The sequence below is a fragment of the Coprobacter secundus subsp. similis genome (assembly GCF_015097275.1).
GTDB lineage: Bacteria > Bacteroidota > Bacteroidia > Bacteroidales > Coprobacteraceae > Coprobacter > Coprobacter secundus.
In genome coordinates, this window is sequence record NZ_AP023322.1 from 3,071,397 (window position 1) to 3,090,439 (window position 19,043).

The 19,043-nt window shown below is 36.9% G+C and carries 14 protein-coding genes, 2 tRNA genes and 1 pseudogene; 5 read left to right on the forward strand and 12 right to left on the reverse strand.

Annotation, left to right across the window (positions count from 1 at the left end):
* Positions 1-6 precede the first annotated feature (6 nt).
* From Cop2CBH44_RS12260 to Cop2CBH44_RS12270, 3 genes are all read right to left on the reverse strand, one after another.
* A complete protein-coding gene (locus tag Cop2CBH44_RS12260) occupies positions 7-558 on the reverse strand; it encodes a DUF488 domain-containing protein (RefSeq protein ID WP_200754916.1) in 552 nt (183 codons plus the stop codon).
* A 273-nt stretch (positions 559-831) separates the two neighbouring features.
* Positions 832-4,584: a fibronectin type III domain-containing protein gene (locus tag Cop2CBH44_RS12265; protein WP_200754917.1), complete on the reverse strand. Its 3,753-nt coding sequence runs from the start codon at positions 4,582-4,584 to the stop codon at positions 832-834.
* A 575-nt stretch (positions 4,585-5,159) separates the two neighbouring features.
* Positions 5,160-6,737 (reverse strand): C25 family cysteine peptidase, encoded by a 1,578-nt coding sequence (locus Cop2CBH44_RS12270; protein ID WP_200754918.1) that lies wholly within the window; start codon positions 6,735-6,737, stop codon positions 5,160-5,162.
* A gap of 183 nt (positions 6,738-6,920) precedes the next feature.
* Between Cop2CBH44_RS12270 and Cop2CBH44_RS12275 the strand changes: the two genes are divergently transcribed.
* On the forward strand, positions 6,921-7,856 hold the full coding sequence (locus Cop2CBH44_RS12275) for a DUF1848 domain-containing protein (RefSeq protein WP_021930861.1): 936 nt from the start codon (positions 6,921-6,923) through the stop codon (positions 7,854-7,856).
* A 58-nt stretch (positions 7,857-7,914) separates the two neighbouring features.
* Here Cop2CBH44_RS12275 and Cop2CBH44_RS12280 read toward each other — a convergent pair.
* Positions 7,915-7,988: transfer RNA gene (locus Cop2CBH44_RS12280), tRNA-Ile, on the reverse strand.
* A gap of 303 nt (positions 7,989-8,291) precedes the next feature.
* Here Cop2CBH44_RS12280 and ribF point away from each other — a divergent pair.
* On the forward strand, positions 8,292-9,221 hold the full coding sequence (ribF, locus tag Cop2CBH44_RS12285; protein ID WP_021930860.1) for a riboflavin biosynthesis protein RibF: 930 nt from the start codon (positions 8,292-8,294) through the stop codon (positions 9,219-9,221).
* 43 nt (positions 9,222-9,264) lie between these two features.
* Here ribF and Cop2CBH44_RS12290 read toward each other — a convergent pair whose 3' ends face one another.
* From Cop2CBH44_RS12290 to Cop2CBH44_RS12305, 4 genes are all read right to left on the reverse strand, one after another.
* Positions 9,265-9,735: an Lrp/AsnC family transcriptional regulator gene (locus Cop2CBH44_RS12290; protein WP_021930859.1), complete on the reverse strand. Its 471-nt coding sequence runs from the start codon at positions 9,733-9,735 to the stop codon at positions 9,265-9,267.
* A 184-nt stretch (positions 9,736-9,919) separates the two neighbouring features.
* The gene (locus Cop2CBH44_RS12295; RefSeq protein WP_021930858.1) at positions 9,920-10,786 is read right to left on the reverse strand and encodes a BamJ family beta-barrel-assembly machinery protein; all 867 of its coding nucleotides are present in this window, start codon (positions 10,784-10,786) and stop codon (positions 9,920-9,922) included.
* A gap of 89 nt (positions 10,787-10,875) precedes the next feature.
* Positions 10,876-11,742, reverse strand: a complete 867-nt coding sequence (locus Cop2CBH44_RS12300) for a BamJ family beta-barrel-assembly machinery protein (RefSeq protein WP_200754919.1) — start codon at positions 11,740-11,742, stop codon at positions 10,876-10,878.
* A gap of 21 nt (positions 11,743-11,763) precedes the next feature.
* Entirely contained in the window at positions 11,764-12,348 is a 585-nt protein-coding gene (locus Cop2CBH44_RS12305) for a BamJ family beta-barrel-assembly machinery protein (protein WP_055097385.1), read from the reverse strand.
* A 244-nt stretch (positions 12,349-12,592) separates the two neighbouring features.
* On the opposite strand from Cop2CBH44_RS12305, the gene Cop2CBH44_RS12310 reads away from it, so the two are divergent.
* Positions 12,593-13,285 (forward strand): SIR2 family NAD-dependent protein deacylase, encoded by a 693-nt coding sequence (locus Cop2CBH44_RS12310; RefSeq protein WP_021930855.1) that lies wholly within the window; start codon positions 12,593-12,595, stop codon positions 13,283-13,285.
* A 483-nt stretch (positions 13,286-13,768) separates the two neighbouring features.
* Here the strand turns inward: Cop2CBH44_RS12310 and Cop2CBH44_RS16785 are convergent, their stop codons facing one another.
* Both Cop2CBH44_RS16785 and Cop2CBH44_RS16790 read right to left on the reverse strand, forming a co-directional pair.
* A complete protein-coding gene (locus Cop2CBH44_RS16785; RefSeq protein ID WP_416336718.1) occupies positions 13,769-14,050 on the reverse strand; it encodes a PhoU domain-containing protein in 282 nt (93 codons plus the stop codon).
* A gap of 50 nt (positions 14,051-14,100) precedes the next feature.
* A pseudogene (locus tag Cop2CBH44_RS16790) lies at positions 14,101-15,586 on the reverse strand (Na/Pi cotransporter family protein); the annotation flags it as partial.
* 201 nt (positions 15,587-15,787) lie between these two features.
* Between Cop2CBH44_RS16790 and Cop2CBH44_RS12320 the strand changes: the two are divergent.
* Both Cop2CBH44_RS12320 and Cop2CBH44_RS12325 read left to right on the forward strand, forming a co-directional pair.
* Positions 15,788-17,455, forward strand: a complete 1,668-nt coding sequence (locus Cop2CBH44_RS12320) for a nucleoside kinase (protein ID WP_200754921.1) — start codon at positions 15,788-15,790, stop codon at positions 17,453-17,455.
* 26 nt (positions 17,456-17,481) lie between these two features.
* On the forward strand, positions 17,482-18,117 hold the full coding sequence (locus Cop2CBH44_RS12325; protein WP_200754922.1) for an HAD family hydrolase: 636 nt from the start codon (positions 17,482-17,484) through the stop codon (positions 18,115-18,117).
* Between the two features lie 58 nt (positions 18,118-18,175).
* Here the strand turns inward: Cop2CBH44_RS12325 and Cop2CBH44_RS12330 are convergent.
* Together Cop2CBH44_RS12330 and porT are read right to left on the reverse strand one after the other, a co-directional pair.
* A tRNA-Met gene (locus Cop2CBH44_RS12330) sits at positions 18,176-18,247 on the reverse strand.
* A gap of 78 nt (positions 18,248-18,325) precedes the next feature.
* A complete protein-coding gene (gene porT / locus Cop2CBH44_RS12335) occupies positions 18,326-19,030 on the reverse strand; it encodes a type IX secretion/gliding motility protein PorT/SprT (protein ID WP_055100312.1) in 705 nt (234 codons plus the stop codon).
* Between the last annotated feature and the right edge of the window lie 13 nt (positions 19,031-19,043).

Below are 19,043 nucleotides of genomic sequence, written 5' to 3' on the forward strand. Positions count from 1 at the left end.
GTGTGATTAATTGCATTCGTCTCCGTTTACCGGATGAGAATAACTAAGTTTGCCATTGATGATTCGGGCAGCCCGCGTATATGGGTGTTCGATAATTTGTTCAATGCCCATAATGTGCATTACAATCCAACCTTCAGCTTTTAAATAATCAGAGATAAGCCCTCTGTGACATCGCCACCAGACAGCTTCGGCACACATAATCGCTGTTTTATAATGATTTGCAGTAGAGCTGAGCTCACGAATACCTTCTCTGAAGTTGTCCGAATCCATATAGTCGGCATATCCCTTGAATGATGGATTTTGCCAAAATTTATTTCCTGATTCAGTTTTTGGCTCTCTTCTTCCTCCTAATAAAGGTATTGTCTGATATTTGATGTTATTTTGGGGTAGGTACCTTTCAAAATGAGATTTGGAGAATTGTAGGAATTTCTCTGAACCGGGAAAACGTCTTACATCTGCTAATACTTCTATTTGGAAGTTTTCTAACATTGCAACAAATGTTTCGAAAGAATGCATAGAATGTCCGATAGTCCATATTTTTTTTGATTCTTTTTTCATTATAGTTTGTTTAACGTCAATAGTGATGAGTTGCATCTCTCGGTACAAATAGATGCCCTATAATGAAAACACTAAAAAAGAGAATTTTGTTTATTTATTTAGAGATAATGGAACTATTTGTAATAAAATGTCTTAAAAATATGGTTCGCGAAGTTGGAGCTAAATAATAAGTTATTAAAGGATTTAGGAAATTTTATATATGTGCTTAAATAAAAACAAGGATATTCTGTCATCGGAATATCCTTGTTTTTGTATAGATGAAAATGGATAATTTTATTGTAAAAGTAATTTTAAATGTTCTTCCTGATTATCGAAAAAGACAGATAAAAAATATATTCCGTTAGGTAAATTTTCGATAGAAAGGGGAATATCCTGATTAGATGCCATACCTTCTATTTTTTTGTTAAAGATGCATTTGGAAGATATATCATGCAATGCGATTTGGACTTGCCCTGATAATGTAGCTGGTAACTGTACATGTAGAATTTTTTCTTTTTGAAAAGCTCTCACATTCTTATTTGTATCAGTTTTTGTAGAGGTAAATACTGGTATCTGATAAGTTTCTGACCAGTCACTCCATTTTAAGTTATAATCGCGGAAGCGGACCCGTATCAGATAAGATTTCTCGTTGGATAATCCGGCGGGAGATATATCTATATTTTTCAGATTGACTCCAGCGTTGATATTTACAGGATTAAATTTGTTATCGACACCATAAATATTTATAGCATCTATTTTTTTGCTGTAAACAGGAGATCCGAAATTTCCATTTTTTTCATCGATTTGTATTTCTATAGTCATTAAACTATCGGTTCCATGATAATCGGATACTGTAACTATATCGGTTGCATAGGCTTCTATTGATGGCGTTTGTGGCGCGTCCTGATTTAATTTCCCATACCAGGTATCTTCAATGATACAGTCGAGAGGCTTATCGGGATTCCCGAAACTATACATGTTCCCTTCGAAAGAATTACGCTCAAGGTCTAATTCTAATAAGGCAAAATGGTAATGATCTAACGATTTTTTTACTTCATATATATCCGGGCCGGTGGAGTTGCTTCCCCAGCGGTCGAGATTTCCTCCGGCTCCACCTAAAACTATCTCCAGAAAGTCTCGTCCGGAACTGTTTTCTCCGGGCAAAACATGCCGCTCGTATCCGTGAACATGCCCTGTAATTAGCGATTGTACTTTGGGGTATTTTTTCAAAATATCGATAATCTTTCCTACAAAAGGTGTTCCCTGATATGTATCTTCTGTCAATCCTGCTCCAGAACCTCCAGGCCATAATTCGCTATAAAATACATGGTGACAAAAACCAAGTGAAAAGACGGTATTGTTATCGTCCTTACTGTTGTCGAGTTGGGTTTTGAGCCAGTCGAGTTGCGATTGCAGTCTTAACGGTGTATTACTGTTAAGCATAAGAATTTGTACTCCGTTTATATTTAGGGTATAAAAGCTTTCTGGATTTACGCCAGAGATACCATTTGCAAAGTCATCGTATTTGACATATCCATAATAGAATTTACTTTCTACTTCATGATTTCCTGGGGTAGTTGCGACGGGGATGGCATTGGTCAGAGGTGAGAATGGACGGAAGAAGCGATTTTCATATTGGTCGATTACTCCTCCACCACTTACCATATCTCCTGTATGACAAATTAAATTGATATGATTATGTAAATCTTTTCCATATTTTACTTTTAACATTTCGGTGAAGCGTTTTACCATTTGAGCAGTAACTTTGTCATTGTCTTGGGAATCACTGACAAGGATAAGCCGGACTTTAGAGGCTTTACCTTCCATAGGAGTTCTAAAAGCACAAATATCCGATTGGTAAGGTCCCGATTTACATTGATAAAAATATTCGGTGTCAGGTTCTAGTCCGGTTAATTTGACGGTATTCCAAATGTGATCTCCTACCATTTCATTACTTCCTGAAATTGTGTTATTTAGGTTGTCTTTACGGGTCCCATATACTACGGTCGGCATATTCTCTTTTTCCATAGTATGCCAGTTTATCACAATGGAATGGGGAGTTGGAGCCTGGAGGTAAGGTAACATTTCGGTTTCCTTTTCTTTTATGAAGCCTCCGAGTTCCCGAATTTCAGTATCAGTTAACCATGTGTTAAATAAAGCGAATTGAGATATTGCGACATATCCGTTTTCCTCATTGTCATCAGCGAATAACAGGAATACATCTTTTAATGACATATTCGGATTGTCTATCTCCGGTTTATCACCTTCAAAAATAAGGTTGCCATTTAAATATACGGAGAAAAAACAATTTTCACTTTTTCCTAAACGAACATTTATGACGATTCTGTTCCAGATATCTTTTTCAATATACCCTCCGTCACTATATCCGATAGTTCCGGCCAAACCTATTGCTCCGTCACTTCGGACAAAAAGACTTCCATCTTTCTGGTTGTTTGGGTCTGATTGAAAAATAGAACGGGATTTACTGATATCTGTGTATTTGATATCATACATCATACAATATTCATTTACTCTCGATATTGGCAAATTAGGCCCATTCGGGCTGATGTTATGTGTACAGATCAAAAAACTGCCAACTCCTATTTGCATAGCACCGTTTCCCACTTCCGGACCGTCGACAGCTTTTTGAAGAACTTCTTCTCCCTGCATACTGTTTAAAGTCAGATTGTTTCCTTTTTGTGCTTGGTTCAAGTCGTTTTTGTCATCGAAATTCCAGTAACCGTCGACTCGGTTATCTTGGCTGAAATCTGGTAGTTCTTGGGAAATACCTCCAATCGCTTTTATTTCTGAGTCATCTAAATGGCGGTTAAATAGCACTAATTCTGCAACATTTATATCTCCGTCGTCTCCGTTATCGTCTGCAAAAAATAAAAATTCTTTACCTAAAGAAAAACGATTGTTGTCTGGTGCAAGATTGCAGGCTGTTGTAAGGACTTTTTCTCCATCGACCCAAAATTCATAAATAGTTTTATCTCCAGCCAGACTGGCATTTATGAGAATCCGGGTCCATGTATTATTCTGGATAACTCTATTATTCGTATAATGTGTTGTTCCGCATCCGATTTTTCCGTCGGGATTAATAAATATAGTGCCGTCTACATCGTTATTTGTGTCTGTCTGGAAAAGACAGTGCCACTGAGATGCATTTTCTACCATAATGTCATATAGCATTGCGTAACTATTTACCCGTTCGAATTGACCATCATTTGTCCCGTTGGGATAAATAGTATGGCTTACTTTCAGATAATTCTTTGTCCCTTGGGGTATTTCGATAGCTTGGTCAGTTTCGGTATAGCCTCCCGTCTTGCTCCAGTTTCCATGAGGTTCAATATCTGAACCCTTAGTTGCCATAAAGGGGTTATCCAAGTTGTCGAATGTCCATAATCCTACGAGTTTATCGTTGTTGAAAACTGGGGTTGTTAAAATGGGAATAAATTCAAATTCATCCAGATATAAAGTATGAGTATTTCCGTCTGTAGCTGATTGATGGAAAAAGACACCTTTAATGCTATTAAAACCTTCGAAGTCTTTCGAAACCGTGCGGAAATCATTTATTGGAATTCGTATCTGTATCCATTTTTCAGGGGAGATAGACTGAATATAATTACTCAATTTCAATTTGCCGCATTGACCGCCATAATGGCCTTCCATATTAATGTCCGGTAAATATTCAATGTCAAAAGCTTTGGGGGCATACATCCAGAATCTGAGTTCAGATACTCCTTCCATTCTGAACATATCCCAGTTTAGACCTGCGACTAAAGCTTTCCATTCGCCATTTGGTTTAGATGTCCAGGTTAGTTCTATTGCATTGTCTCCATCTTTTTTTATCTGTGTCGATATAGGAAATTTATCGGTTTTACCTGTGGGTAGAGAAATACTGCTTGGTGCTTTGATATTGAGCCAGCTTTGGTCGTAAAATTCGGGGCTGGAACTATCGTGAAACAAGACTTGTTTTTTTATTTCAGCGTCCAAGGGCAGTGTGATTGTTGCTAAGAATGTAAATAATAACAGGAAGTTTTTCATAATTAGTATGATTTTAAAAGGTGATGATGATAAAAATTTTTTTAAATGTAAATAGATAGGCTGGAAGTATTGGGGTAAACTCTGTTATTATACTTCTACATTGAGTAATAGAATTGCAATTTTATTACTTTTTGAATTATAGATGAGGTGTTAAATATATGATAATTAGTATGATAATTTCACTCAAATTTTTAAATAAAAATTAATTGGAAATCAGGTACTGAGGGGAGGAAGTATCTGTTATATATATGAATCAGTCGTTGAAAAAGCTTTAATTTTTCCTTAATTGATGGAGACCCGGTATATTCGGTGCTTTGATAGGAAGAAGTATAATTATTCTCGGATTATTTTTATATTAATGATGAATGGCTAACGATGAACAATTAATTATTCCTTATTTATTATTATTAATTCGTATAATATAGGCGCAGAAGTTTTTTTTGTGTTGTTTCCCTGAAGATTTCTTAATAATGAATAAATTAGCAATTTGCATGTGACCTTGAAGAATTGGATAAAAAATAATCAGAATAGCGGTTTAAAATTTAGATACTGTTATATTTCTAATTTATGATATATTAATGAATTACGACAATTTTCCGGGTTAATGATTTGTTTGGTATTTGCAGAAAATAAGTACCTGGCTCAACAGAAAGGGTAAAAGGAACATTTTCTTTTATCTCGATTTCTTTTATCAACTGTCCGTCAGGAGAATAAATCAGAGCCAATACAGGCTCTTGAAGAGATGAGATACCAGATAATGTGATGGTTCCGGTAGAAGGATTGGGATAAATCAGAACGGAGTTATTGATATTGTTTTTTTCTATTCCAGACCCTTTTCCCACGATGATTTTGCCTTGGTGTGTAACTTTGTCTTGAGCAGTTATAGTGACATATAGGGTTATATCCTGTTCTATTTCCGGAAAAGAAAGAGATGCCTGTCCGTCGGTAACAGTCTGTACGTCCAATAGTTTATCGTTTGCCGACAAAGCTACGGTAGCGCCGTCTGTATCACAATCTATATTTATGGATGACGTGCCGACGGGCAAAGTTTTATCATAAACGATATTCATGTTTTGAGGGGTTCTTCTTCGTAAAAGTAGGCTGGGGTCTCCAAACAGAGACCATTGTTTCGCTGCATCAGAACCGCTGCCTTTATATACTTCGATTACTTTCTTATAAGCAGAGTTTATAACCTCTCCAAGGATTTTTGGGGAGTTGTCAGATGTCAGTATTTTTATAAATTCGTCTTGTCCTAACATAGGAGGATTCCAGTATATCTGAATGGTAAAACCTAACATTCCAATAGCTCCCACAGGCTTTCTTTCTTGAGTCTGTCCTCTCAAAAATGCTTCGGATAGGCAAGTCCCCAATCTGAAGTGCCCGTTTTGACAGCCGGCAGCAATGATGAAAGGTAACCGGTTTATATTGGTCAGCTTATTGACATCGTTGACAGAGAATCCGGTTGTTGCCCAAGATTCGGTGTAACCGTGTCCTGTATAATTGACAATGCCGCATCCTTTGTCAAGTTGTTCTACAAGGTCATTTTTTTTACTGATTTCATAGGTTGTATAGTTGTTATCTTTCAAAATATCATTTATGGTCCGGATGTGCTGGATGTCTGTTTCGTCATTATCTCCTTTTTCATTGGAGGAGGGGTCGGCAATGCCTATGCTGTTTCCCAGCCATGTTGCAGACTCATCTATGTCTCGTTCATAGTAGATAACTCTTTCTACCTGAGTACGTACATCTTCTGTTGTTTTTGCGGAAAAACGGCCTACCAGCACAGATGGCGGATATTCGTCACTGGATATATAACCGTACTCTGCGTCAGAGTAAGCGGTATTCGGGTCGGGCTTGGTAATTTCGTAACAAAAATGTACAGGTATCTGCTCGGCATCCCCGACTAATAGAAGGTAACGATTGTTATTTTTCTTGTAATAATCAGCGACGTAATTTTTAAGTTCCGCTGCCGTCGAGCCTATTTTATCCATCGTTATCAGTTCCACTTTCATGCCCTTCTGTGTTTTCCATTGGATAAAAGGTTTCATTTCATCTGCGAATTCCGGGGCGCAAACTATTAGCATTTGGGCAGACAAGACTGTCGGTATGAAACATAGTATAATGTAAAGGAATAGTTTGATAGCTTTTTTCATATTCAATGTGACTTATATATAACAAACGTACAAAAAATTGAATAAACATACGATTTCTTATTTGGATTTTTTAGGAATATGGATTATTTTGTAAAGTTTTGGATGATTTATTTTTATATTTTAAGGAAAGGAAATTGTGCATGGATGACATTTCGTTTACTTTTATAATAAATATTTTATGGTATGATAATAAGTGCGAGTCGAAGAACTGATATTCCGGCATTTTATTCTCGGTGGTTTTTCAACCGGCTAAGAGAAGGATATGTATTGGTTCCTAATCCATATAATCCCAGAATGGTAAGTCGTGTTAGCTTAAAGCCGGCTTGGATTGATTGTATTGTGTTTTGGAGTAAAAATCCGGCACCTATGATTGGTGAATTAGATCAGTTGGGGGATTATAAGTATTATTTTCAATTTACCTTGAATCCTTATGGGCAGGAAATAGAAAGAAAACTACCTTCGTTGACAGAACGTTTAAAGATATTTAAGACCCTTTCTGACAAAATTGGTAAAGAAAGAGTGATTTGGCGTTATGATCCTATATTTATAAATGAAGAATATAGTATATCTTTTCACAAAGATGCTTTTGCCCGAATTGCATTTGAGTTGAAAGATTATACGGATAGATGTACACTGGAATTTATAGATTGTTATAGTCATATTCGTCCTGCTATGGCTAAATTCAATATACATTCTTTGGAGAAAGAAGTAATTGAAGACGTAGTTTCTGCTTTTCAGGAAATTGCTTCAGAGTTTGCTATCAAATTGAATACGTGTGCTACTAAAATAAATTTAGGTTATTTGGGAGTTTCCGAAGATGCTTGTATTAGTCAGAGTCTTATTGAACAGATTACAGGTTATTCTATTTCTGCCAGGAAAGATAAAAATCAGCGCTTGTTTTGCAATTGTATCGAAAGCCTCGATATAGGCATGTATGATAGCTGCCTTAATGGTTGTGTATATTGCTATGCCAATAAGAAGTGTTACGATAAGATTCGACGTAATGGAGAAAAGCATAATGTAAATTCCCCACTTCTTATTGGAAGTGTATCTGATGAAGATATCATAAAAGACCGGAATGTTCGGAGCTTTCGTATTGAACAAAGTTCATTATTTTAATTTAGGATTTCTATTAATAGAAAAAGACTTACAATTTATTGTAAGTCTTTTTCTGATGTGGTCCCACTTGGGCTTGAACCAAGGACCCCCTGATTATGAGTCAGATGCTCTAACCAACTGAGCTATAGGACCGGCTTGAGTTTTCTCAAAAGCGATGCAATATTACTGCTTTTTTCTGAAATGACCAAATAAATATTGTGATTTTATATTGATTTCTTGTTGATGAATAAGCTAAATAGTTGGTTTACAAATAATATATCAGAACAATTTTATTGAAATTTTTTATTCGAAGTTTTCTGTCGATTTAGGGATAAAGTGTAGTTGGCAGGTTTCGGAAGAGTTTATCGGTATGAACTAATGTTCGTTTCTTTATAAAACTATATTTATGTATGAAAAAGAATTTTCTTGTATCTTTGATGCCTGATTTATGATGCGATGAAGATAATTGAGAAGCCTAATATTATTTCTCCCGGCATGTTGGTTGCCGGTATCGGTTTTTTTGATGGAGTCCATTTGGGGCATCAGGCTCTTATTGGGAATATTGTTCAGACAGCTCGTGAAAGGAATATGTCTTCAGCGGTTGTTACTTTCCGGAGTCATCCACGTCAGGTATTGCACAATAATTACTGTCCACATTTGATTAATTCTTTTGAGGAGCGGATGCAACATCTTTCGGAAACGGAACTCGATTATTGTATCGTACTTGATTTTACTCAAGATATGTCCATGTTATCTGCCCGGCAGTTTATATCTTTTTTAGCTGAGGATTATGGTATCTCTTGTTTATATGTCGGTTATGATCATCGTTTTGGACATAATCGGTTGGAAGGTTTTTCAGATTACGTACGGTATGGAAAAGAGTTAGGTGTTGATATTATTCGCGCTCAAGCCTACCATCCTGGTGGTAAACATGTGAGTTCTTCCGTAGTGCGTACGTTACTGTCTCAGGGAAAAGTTGAAGAGGCAGCTTCATTATTGACTTATTCGTATTGCCTGGAGGGAGAAGTGATTGAAGGGCATAAATTGGGTCGAGAATTGGGGTTCCCTACGGCAAATCTCAGATTGACGGACAATAATAAAATCATTCCGGCAAATGGTGTTTATGCTGTGCGGGTACAGTTGCCGAACGGTAGTTTGAAGAACGGGATGTTGAATATTGGAACACGGCCTACGGTGAGTAATGGAAGTGACAGGAGTATAGAAGTGAATCTTTTCGATTTTTCGGGAAATTTGTATGGGTGTGTCTTGAAGGTCTTTTTGATTGCGTTTTTGCGGGAGGAAGAGAGGTTTTCGAATATAGAGAAGTTGATTGCCAAAATACAAAAAGATAAGGAGCATACTCTTCGTATACTCCTTAGTCAATAGAATTTCCTCAATTTTGTTTAATTCGAGTAGAAGCTTATTATATTTATTTATCTTCTTTCTTTTTGATGGGAATCTCCCGATTCATACTTTGTTCTAAAGATATCAATGTTTCCGTAGCAGTAACACCATGTATTTCTTGTATTTTGTCGTTAAGAAGTTCCATAAGGTGTTCGTTGTCCCGTGCATATAATTTACAAAGCATCGTATACGGGCCTGTTGTAAAATGACATTCGACAACTTCAGGTATTTTCTCAAGTTCCGGAACCACATCTTTATACATAGAGCCTTTTTCAAGTTTTACCCCGATATATGTGCAAGTCCGATATCCAAGAGTTTTGGGATTGACGTGGTATCCAGAACCTATAATTACACCCATATCAATCATTCGTTGTATTCGTTGATGAATAGCAGCCCGAGAGACGCCACATTTTATCGCTACATCTTTAGATGGTATACGCGCATTGCGCATAATGATTTCTAGTATTTGTCTATCAAGGTTATCAATTTTTTCCATTACTGAAGAATTTAATCATTATGTCAGCAAAAGTAACTCTTTTTTTGGAATAAATATGCAAATTATGAATGAAATAGTTCAAAAATTCACTTTTTATCAGAAATTTGTTTGTTTTTGAGAAAGATATATTGAACTTATCTTGCTATTTCTATCCATAATTATAGTTTTAATTGTAAATATGATTTTATTTTTTGTCCGGGCAAGTGACATCTATTATTTCGATTTCGAATTCTAATACGGAATTTGGTTTTATATCTCTGCCTGCTCCTCGTTCACCATATGCTAGTTCTGCCGGTATATAGAGAATATATTTACTTCCTTTATTCATGAGTTGAAGGGCTTCTGTCCAGCCTTTAATCACATTAGTCACACCTATTTCAAGGGGTTTCCCTCGGTCATATGAGCTGTCAAATTTGGTGCCGTCGATTAATTTTCCGGTATAATGAACTTTCACTTTACAATTGGAGGTGATTAGTGGACCTTCTCCCTGTTTTAAGACCTTGTATAATAATCCCGATGCTGTTTTGATAACCTCGGGCTCTTTTTCTTTTTCAGTAAGAAAAGCTTTTCCTTCGGCTAAGTTTTTGGCGGCTTCGGCTTTTTTCTGTTCTTCTATTTCTTTTTGTTTCCTTTCACGATAAGTGTTCATAACTTCTGTCCATAACTTTTCGGCATTTTCTTTATCCAAGAGAGTTGGTTGTTCGCTCAATACTGCAATAAGGGCATCTTGGCAAGCTTGTTTATCAAGGTTAATCCCTTCTTTAGACATTTTTTCTAACTGCTCTTTTAACCCAATACCGAAATTTAATCCCATTTCGTATGAGCGTTTTGTTGTATCGGTTGTAAAAGTTGCCTTAAACCCTTTGATGAAGGCTTTCATTTCTATTTTGTGAGGAAATTTTTTTATTCCTTCAGCCATTTCTGCACCGTTGAGCAAGCCGTAAGCGTATCCGGTACTGTCGGCAGGAGTTGCCAGGGTTTTATCTTTCTTTTTGCCAAAAGCAGAAATGGAAAGCAGGCAACAGAGGATTAAGATATATTTTTTCATCATGTGGTATGTATTTATGTTATTGTTACGAACAAAAAGAGAACCGGAGTAACATCCCGGTTCTCTTTTTATTTAGACTGGTTATTTACATTTTATTTTGAAGGAGCTTCAACTTCGAGAAGGTCTATGTCAAAAATCAATGTAGAGTTTACAGGGATAGAGCCGGTCTGGCGTAACCCGTAACCTAATTCTGCAGGGATATATACTTGGTATGTAGACCCCGGAGTCATTAACATCAAAGCTTCTCTAAATCCAGGAACGACTTGGCCTACATTCATTGTAGTATTTTTATTGGCGTCAAATTGTTTTCCGTCGATTAAAGTTCCTTTGTAATTGATTTTTACATTGCTGGTAGCTGTCGGTTTTTCACCTTTACCTTCTTTGATTACTTTATAGAGCAATCCTGACGCAGTTTTTTGTACACCGGCTTCTTTCGATTTTTCTTCTAAGAATTTTTTACCTTCAGCTGCATTTTTCTTAGCTTCAGGGCTTTCAGCGATTTTCGCTTCTTCGGCTTTCATTCTTTTTTCTTGGAAAGAGGTCATAAAAGCTTGGTAAACTTGTTCTGCCTGACTTCTTGATAGGATAGTAGAATCTCCTTTTATAGATTTACTAAGGGCGGCGAGGAAAGTAGCTTTATTGATTTCGATACCTTGCTGTCCCATTTGTTCGAATTGTTGTTTCAAGTTTACACCGATGTTCATACCCAGTTCGTATGACATTTTGGTAGAATCGCTGTTCAATGTCTGTGCGATACCTTTAATCAACTCAGAAGCTTCGATTTTTTTAGGGTATTGTTTGATGCCTTCAGCCATATCGGTACCATTGAGCACACCATAAGCATAGCTGACACTATCGACATCTGTTTTTAGATTTGTACCGGCTTTGCTATCGCAAGATGTTAGCCCGAAAGCAACACAGCCAGCAGCCATAATTGAAAATAAAACTGTTTTTTTCATTTTTTGTTGTTATAATAAAGTTTATACTATATCGAGCAATTCTACTTCAAAAATCAATGTCGAATTCGGAGCTATAGCTTCACCGGCACCTTTTTCTCCATAAGCGAGATCAGAAGGAATATATAGTTTCCATTTCGAGCCTACAGGCATAAGTTGAAGAGCTTCTACCCATCCCGGAATTACCTGATTTACGCCAAATACGGCAGGTTCTCCTCTTTTGACGGAACTGTCGAATACTTGTCCGTTTATTAACTGTCCTTCATAATGGCATTTAACCCTATCTGTGGCTTTAGGCTTTGCCCCTTTACCTTCGGTTATAACCTCATATTGTAGTCCGCTGGGTAGAGTAATTACTCCTGCACGTTTTTTATTTTCTACCAAAAACTTTTCTCCTATTTCACGATTTTTTTCTGTAATCTCTTGTTGCATACGGGTAAAGAACTCATTTATAATTTGTTTGGCTTCATCGTATGACATTTCGGGTTTTATATTTTCATATATTGCTTTCACCCCGTTGGCAAAATCATCGATATTCAGAGATTGTATGCCGGAACTTTTAAAATTGTTGCCCATACTCAGGCCTAATGCATAACTTAATTTGTCCATATTTTTTTGTTAAAATTAGGATATTGTATTTTCTCTACCCATTTTATGTATTTCCGTAAATTACGGGCGAAGATAGAGTTTTTATTGTATAGTTCTCTTATTTTCTATTAAAAAAAAATATAAATTTGTGCTAACTGAATAATACAAACTTTTAAAATCAAACACATTTCAGTATAATATTGTTTTGTGCGGAAGATGTGAAAGTTGCCGGTTTATAGTTTTTATAACTTAAAAAAAGTCGATTATGAAAAAAATAGTTGTACTGACAGGAGCTGGAATGAGTGCAGAAAGCGGATTATCTACCTTTCGCAGTAGTGATGGATTGTGGGAACAACATCGTGTAGAAGATGTTGCTACTCCCGAAGGGTGGTTTAGGAATCCTGGATTGGTGCTTAATTTTTACAATATGTTACGTAAAACCCTTATTTCTTCCCAACCTAATGGGGGACATTTAGGATTGGTTGATTTAGAAAAAAATTTTGATGTATATATTATAACCCAGAATGTTGATAACCTTCATGAGAGAGCAGGAAGCCATAATGTATTGCATTTACATGGGGAGTTGATGAAAGTAAGGTCGGAAAAGGATGAAAATTTAGTCTATGAGTTATCGCCCGAACATCCGGAGATTCATTTAGGCGATGTCGCTGATGATGGGGCCCAATTGCGCCCTTATATTGTTTGGTTCGGAGAAGCTGTCCCGATGATAGAGCCGGCAATTGAGTGGGTAAAAGCTGCTGATATTTTTGTGGTAATTGGTACATCTTTGAATGTCTATCCTGCGGCAGGGTTATTGCATTATGTGCATCGGGGTACACCGGTTTATTTGATTGACCCGAATGAAGTAAAAGACCCATCCGGAAATGTAACTCGAGTTATCCGTAAAGGTGCGACGGAAGGTGTAATAGAATTGAAAAAGCTATTGTTACATAGTTAGAATGGATTATTGGAATTGAAGTTTCTGTAATTTCTAATGTAAGATTATTATATTGAAAAAGAGGTTGAGTTCTTCTGTTTTTCCTCCATTTTGCAGGCAGGAAATCTTTTGTAGTCTTGTATAAGAAAATTGTTCGATTGTGTCTTCAGAGGATATGGTAATTGAGTGATTTTTGCACAATAGGCTCTAAGACCGATGCCGTAAAATGTTTGACTGATAAGTCTCTCGGTTTGGGGGTTAAAATGTACTTGTTTTTTAATTACATGATTTTTCTAAAAAAAAATTATAAAAAGAAGAGCATGAAGAAGGGTTAATTTTATTTTTGAATCGATATAGACCGGAAATTTTTGTAATTGTCAGTTTTATTATTCTTTGAATCAGGGATTTGGGGAACGGGTAATCTGGCAATAAAAAATGCATCATAAGAGTATACCAAAATCTATGATGCATTTTTTAGTTTTTTGTATTCAATAATACAGGATTCTAATTCTTAATTCCTCGTTTTTCCTTAACGGCTTCTATAACGTTGATTACGTAATCTCCTAATTTTTCACATTCTGAAATGATATCCATGAAGTGAGTCCCGGATTGGTATTCGTATTTTTTTGAGTTTATATTTTCTATATTTTGTGTACGTAACTGATTACGATAATTATTTATCTCCATTTCTTTATTGTATGCTTTGTTGAAATCTGTATCTGTAGCATCGTTTTTATTGAGAATTATAATCATATTTTCAATAGCTTCGCTGACCAATCGGAGCATGGTATCTACATCTTGTACGATTTCGTCAGTAAACGTAGCTTTCGACTCTTGCTTGCGCAGTAGAGTCCGAGCCAGGTGGAAACAGCTGTCTCCGATACTTTCGATTTCTGAGGTCATTGTGAGCATGGCACTTACCTGAAGCTTACCTTCATAACTTAGACGTCCATCAGCTACGTTATTTAGATAATTTGCAATTTCCAGCTCCATACGATCACTTATTTTTTCGTATTTTTCTATGCGACTATATATTTTTGAATAAGCTTCACTTCCTTCTTTCTCGTGTACTAAGTCCTTGACCATACCTAACATCCTTTGGGTGCGTTCAGCATATACGGCAATTTCTTTTTTTACTTGTAGAAGAGATAATTCGGAAGTTGACAGTAGACCGCCGGATATAAATTTAAGTTGAAATTCTTCATCATCGCTGTGTTTGACGGTAATTACTCGTGTCACAATGTAAACATATAGTTTTACAAACCATACCATAATGAGTACGTTGATGATATTGAATACTGTATGGAACAAGGACAGAGCGTATGAGACGGTAACTTGAGCGGCTAAAAATTGAGACCGTAAAGCCGCTTCCCCGGAAGTAAGGTTACTTATATTCTCGGCAGAGATTTTATTTACAACCTCCGGACTTTGATGGCTGATCAGATTCATTAGGTCAGTAGGGGAACCACCGGTCATTTCATGCACCAGGAACGAGATGAAACGTGTGAATGGATAAAATAAGAGGAGAACCCAGCAGACACCGAATATATTAAACATAAAGTGTGCAAAGGCAGCCCGTTTTGCAGAGACATTACCCGATAGAGCTGCCAGATTGGCTGTAATGGTGGTGCCTATATTTTCCCCTAATACCATTGCAGCGGCTATATCGAAAGAAATCCATCCTTTGCTGCACATAATTAGAGTAATAGCCATGGTAGCGCTGGAAGACTGTACGATAATGGTAACAATAGTTCCGATTAACAGGAAAAGCAGTACTGAGAAAAATCCCATGTTGGTGTATTCTCTGAGGAACGATAGGATTTCCGGATTGCTTTGTAAGTCGGGAACCGAGTTTTTCAGAAAGTCGAGTCCCATAAACAAGAATGCAAAGCCAATAATGAATTCTCCCCAGGAACGACGTTTGCTACTGCCGGAAAAAATAAATGGGATAGATAATCCGATGAGAGGAAGGGCAAAAAGACTTATGTTGACTTTGAATCCGAAAATGGAGATAATCCAGGCTGTGACGGTGGTACCTACGTTGGCACCCATGATTACGGTGATAGACTGGGTCAGAGATAGAAGTCCGGCATTGACAAAACTGACAACCATTACGGTTGTTGCTGATGATGATTGGATAAGAGCGGTAATCAATACTCCGGTCAGTACTCCGGTCACCCGATTGGTCGTCATTGCCGTAAGTATGCTTCTCAACCGGTCGCCTGCCACTTTTTGTAACCCCTCGCTCATGACTTTCATCCCATACAAGAAAAGCCCTAAAGAGCCAATAAGGGTCAAAAAGTCGAAAAAAGTGTACTCCATTTCAATTAGTTTATTTGATTTGTTGTTTTATACAAGACTTCTTGATATATTTGATAAATAATGTGTCAAATCATTTTTTTTGCAAAAATAGCAAAAATAAGTGATTTGCCGTAAGTTTATATATTTGAATTTTAATGTAAATACAATATTTATTCAATGTAAAAAAGGAAAATAATATTTGTTTTTGAAGAAGGAGGATGCATGAAAGATATAACTATTTATTGCGTGAATTTACAGAAGTCGGTACAAGTGCGTGAAGGGTTGACTTTACTTGAGATATACCGATTGTTGGGAGTTGAATTACCCCATCAGGTTTTGTGTGCCAGAGTGAATAATAAGACAGAAGACCTTAATTATTGTGTATATAATCCTAAGCAGATAGAGTTTATAGATATTACTCACGGTTCGGGCTCCCGTGCTTATGTCCGTTCGTTATGCTTTGTTTTGTATAAGGCTATAGAAGATATAATGCCGGGGATGCAACTGCGTATTGAGCATTCTATATCGAAAGGATATTATTGTGAAATTAATGTTCAAGATAAGATTTCAGAGGAGAGCATTATCCGTATAAAACAGCGGATGAGGGAAATTGTTGATGCAGATATGCCTTTTGAACGAATTGAATGTCCGACTAAAGAAGCGCTTGAGATATTCCGAAGTCAGGGAATGGAAGATAAGGTAGCTTTATTGGAAACTTCGAGGACGTTGTATACTATCTATTATCGTCTTGATAATCTGATAGATTACTATTATAGTTGCCTTGTCCCTTCGACCGGATATTTGAAAGTGTTTGATTTGATAAAATATAATGGGGGATTGCTTCTTGTCCCTCCTTCGGTGGACAATCCGCAAGTGACATCTCAAATTGTACGACAAGAGAAAATGTTGAAGGCTTTCGAGGAATATGTACGCTTTAATCATATTGTAGGTCTCTCGAATGTTGGAAATCTGAATCAGGCTATTTTGGCTCGAAGAGCCACTGATCTTATAAAAGTTATAGAGGCTCTGCACGAAAAAAAAATTGCGGGTATTGCAGATGAGATTACAGAGAAATGTAAGAACGGGGAGGCTCGTGTTATCCTTATTTCTGGACCTTCATCTTCAGGAAAAACAACATTTTCTAAACGTTTATCTATCCAATTGATGACTAATCTGTTGCGTCCGGTAACAATCTCTTTGGATAATTATTTTGTTAATCGGGAAAATACGCCGAAAGATGAGAGTGGAGATTATGATTATGAATCACTCTATGCTCTTGATTTGGAGCTATTTAATAAAGACTTGAATCGCTTGTTAAAAGGTGAAGAAGTGGATATGCCTACGTATAATTTTGAATCGGGCAAACGTATTTATCGAGGCAATAAACTGAAGCTGGATAGAGCATCGGTTCTGATTTTAGAAGGTATACATGCGTTGAACCCTGACTTGACACCGCAGATAGAAAATAAATTGAAATATCGGGTATATGTATCGGCTTTGACATCCATATCAATAGATGATCATAATTGGATACCTACAGGTGATAATCGATTGCTTCGGCGTATCATTCGCGATTATAAATATCGGGGTAGTACTGCGCAAAGCACGATTGCTCGATGGCCGAGTGTCCGGCGAGGTGAAGAAAAATGGATATTTCCTTATCAGGAAAATGCCGACGCAATGTTCAATTCTTCCTTGTTGTTTGAACTGGCTGTAATGAAACGTCATGCAACTCCTATATTGAGTGCTGTCCCTCGTGATTGTCCAGAATATGGGGAGGCCAACCGGTTATTGAAATTTCTTGACTTCTTTTTGCCATTGGCCGAGCATGAAATACCTCCGACTTCATTGTTGAGAGAGTTTTTGGGAGGGAGCAGTTTTAAATACTAATATCGAAAGAAACAATATATAAAAATATGAAGATAAAGAATTTGCTTTTTGATTTTGGGGAAGTTTTGGTAACCCTAAGTCGAGAAAAGGCTGTTGCTGCATTTCGTGCTTTAGGTGCAGAAATTGCAGATGAGATTGTCCCGGCATCGTGGTCTTTTGACGGGATGTTTCGTGATTTGGAAAATGGAAAAATTACAGAACGTGAGTTTTTTGATAATCTGAACTTTTCCTTGGGTTTGCAGGCAACAGATGAAGAATTACGAGCTGCATGGAATGCGATAATACAAGACATTCCGTTGTATAAGCTGGATTTGCTATTGGGGCTACGTAAAAATTATTCAGTGTATATGGTGAGTAATACTAATAAAATCCATATGGATTATACCAAGGAGCATCTGTTTAAGGACGGAGGTCATACGATAGATGACTTTTTTGATAAGTTATATTTATCTTATGAAATAGGCGCTTCGAAGCCTGAAAAAGCATTTTTCGATTATGTGATAAAGGATGCTGGGTTGAAGCCTGAAGAAACTTTGTATCTGGATGACAGTCCGGCAAATATTGAGGCTGGTTGGGAAATGGGATTCAGGGTATGTCCGGTATCTCCGTTAGATGATTTGGATAAATTAGTTGAAGCCTGCTTGCATACAAATCAGAAATGATAAGGCCAGAATGATAGACATAAAAAAAGAGCGTCAACCACTTGACGCTCTTTTTTAGTTGCGGGAGCCAGACTCGAACTGACGACCTTTGGGTTATGAGCCCAACGAGCTACCACTGCTCCACCCCGCGATGTTTGTGAGTGCAAAGGTACAATAATCTGTCCTATCTGCAAGAATTTGTATGTTAAATATTTTTAATTTCAAAATATTATTCGAAATAAAATGAAAGGACTACTATCTGGGAGGTAATCTTTTTCTGAGATTGAGTATATTTATAATCGAGTGGGTCTTGTAGGTCATTTCTTTTCTTTTCAAGCATATTGCCCAATCCGAAACAGAATTTTAGTTCGGGGATAAGCTTGAAAAAGGGTAAATAGATATCACATCCAAATCCTATTTCCAAGTAAGTATCGTATGGTTTCAAACGCAATATGTCATTTTTCTTTTTGGCAAGGTCCAGAGTAGGACTTATTCCGGCAGTGATATAGGGGCGGTAATTGTTCAAGCGTTTAGCTCCATATTTTATGCTTATGGGAAGAGAAAGGTAGTTTGATTTTATATCTACGATTTTTCGTTCGTCAGAGGTATTCTCTCGCATTTCGATGGTTTTATTTCCAAAATACATAGTGGGACAAAAGCGGAGATTTAGATATTCACAAAGATATAAGTCGCTGACCAACCCTACATTAAATCCTGGAGAAAAGCTGGGAATTTCTGCATACCAGGTTTCTCCGTTATCGCCGGGTTCCCCTCTGTTTACAAAACGGAGATCTTGAACGTGAGTACCTATCGAAAATCCGAAATGTAGAAGTCTTTGGTCAATATATGGCAAACGTTGTACTTTGTTTCGTTGAGCCTGAACTCCCAACGTAAAGAATAGTAATAAAGAAAATATTAGCGAACGTTTGGACATATTATTTTCGAAA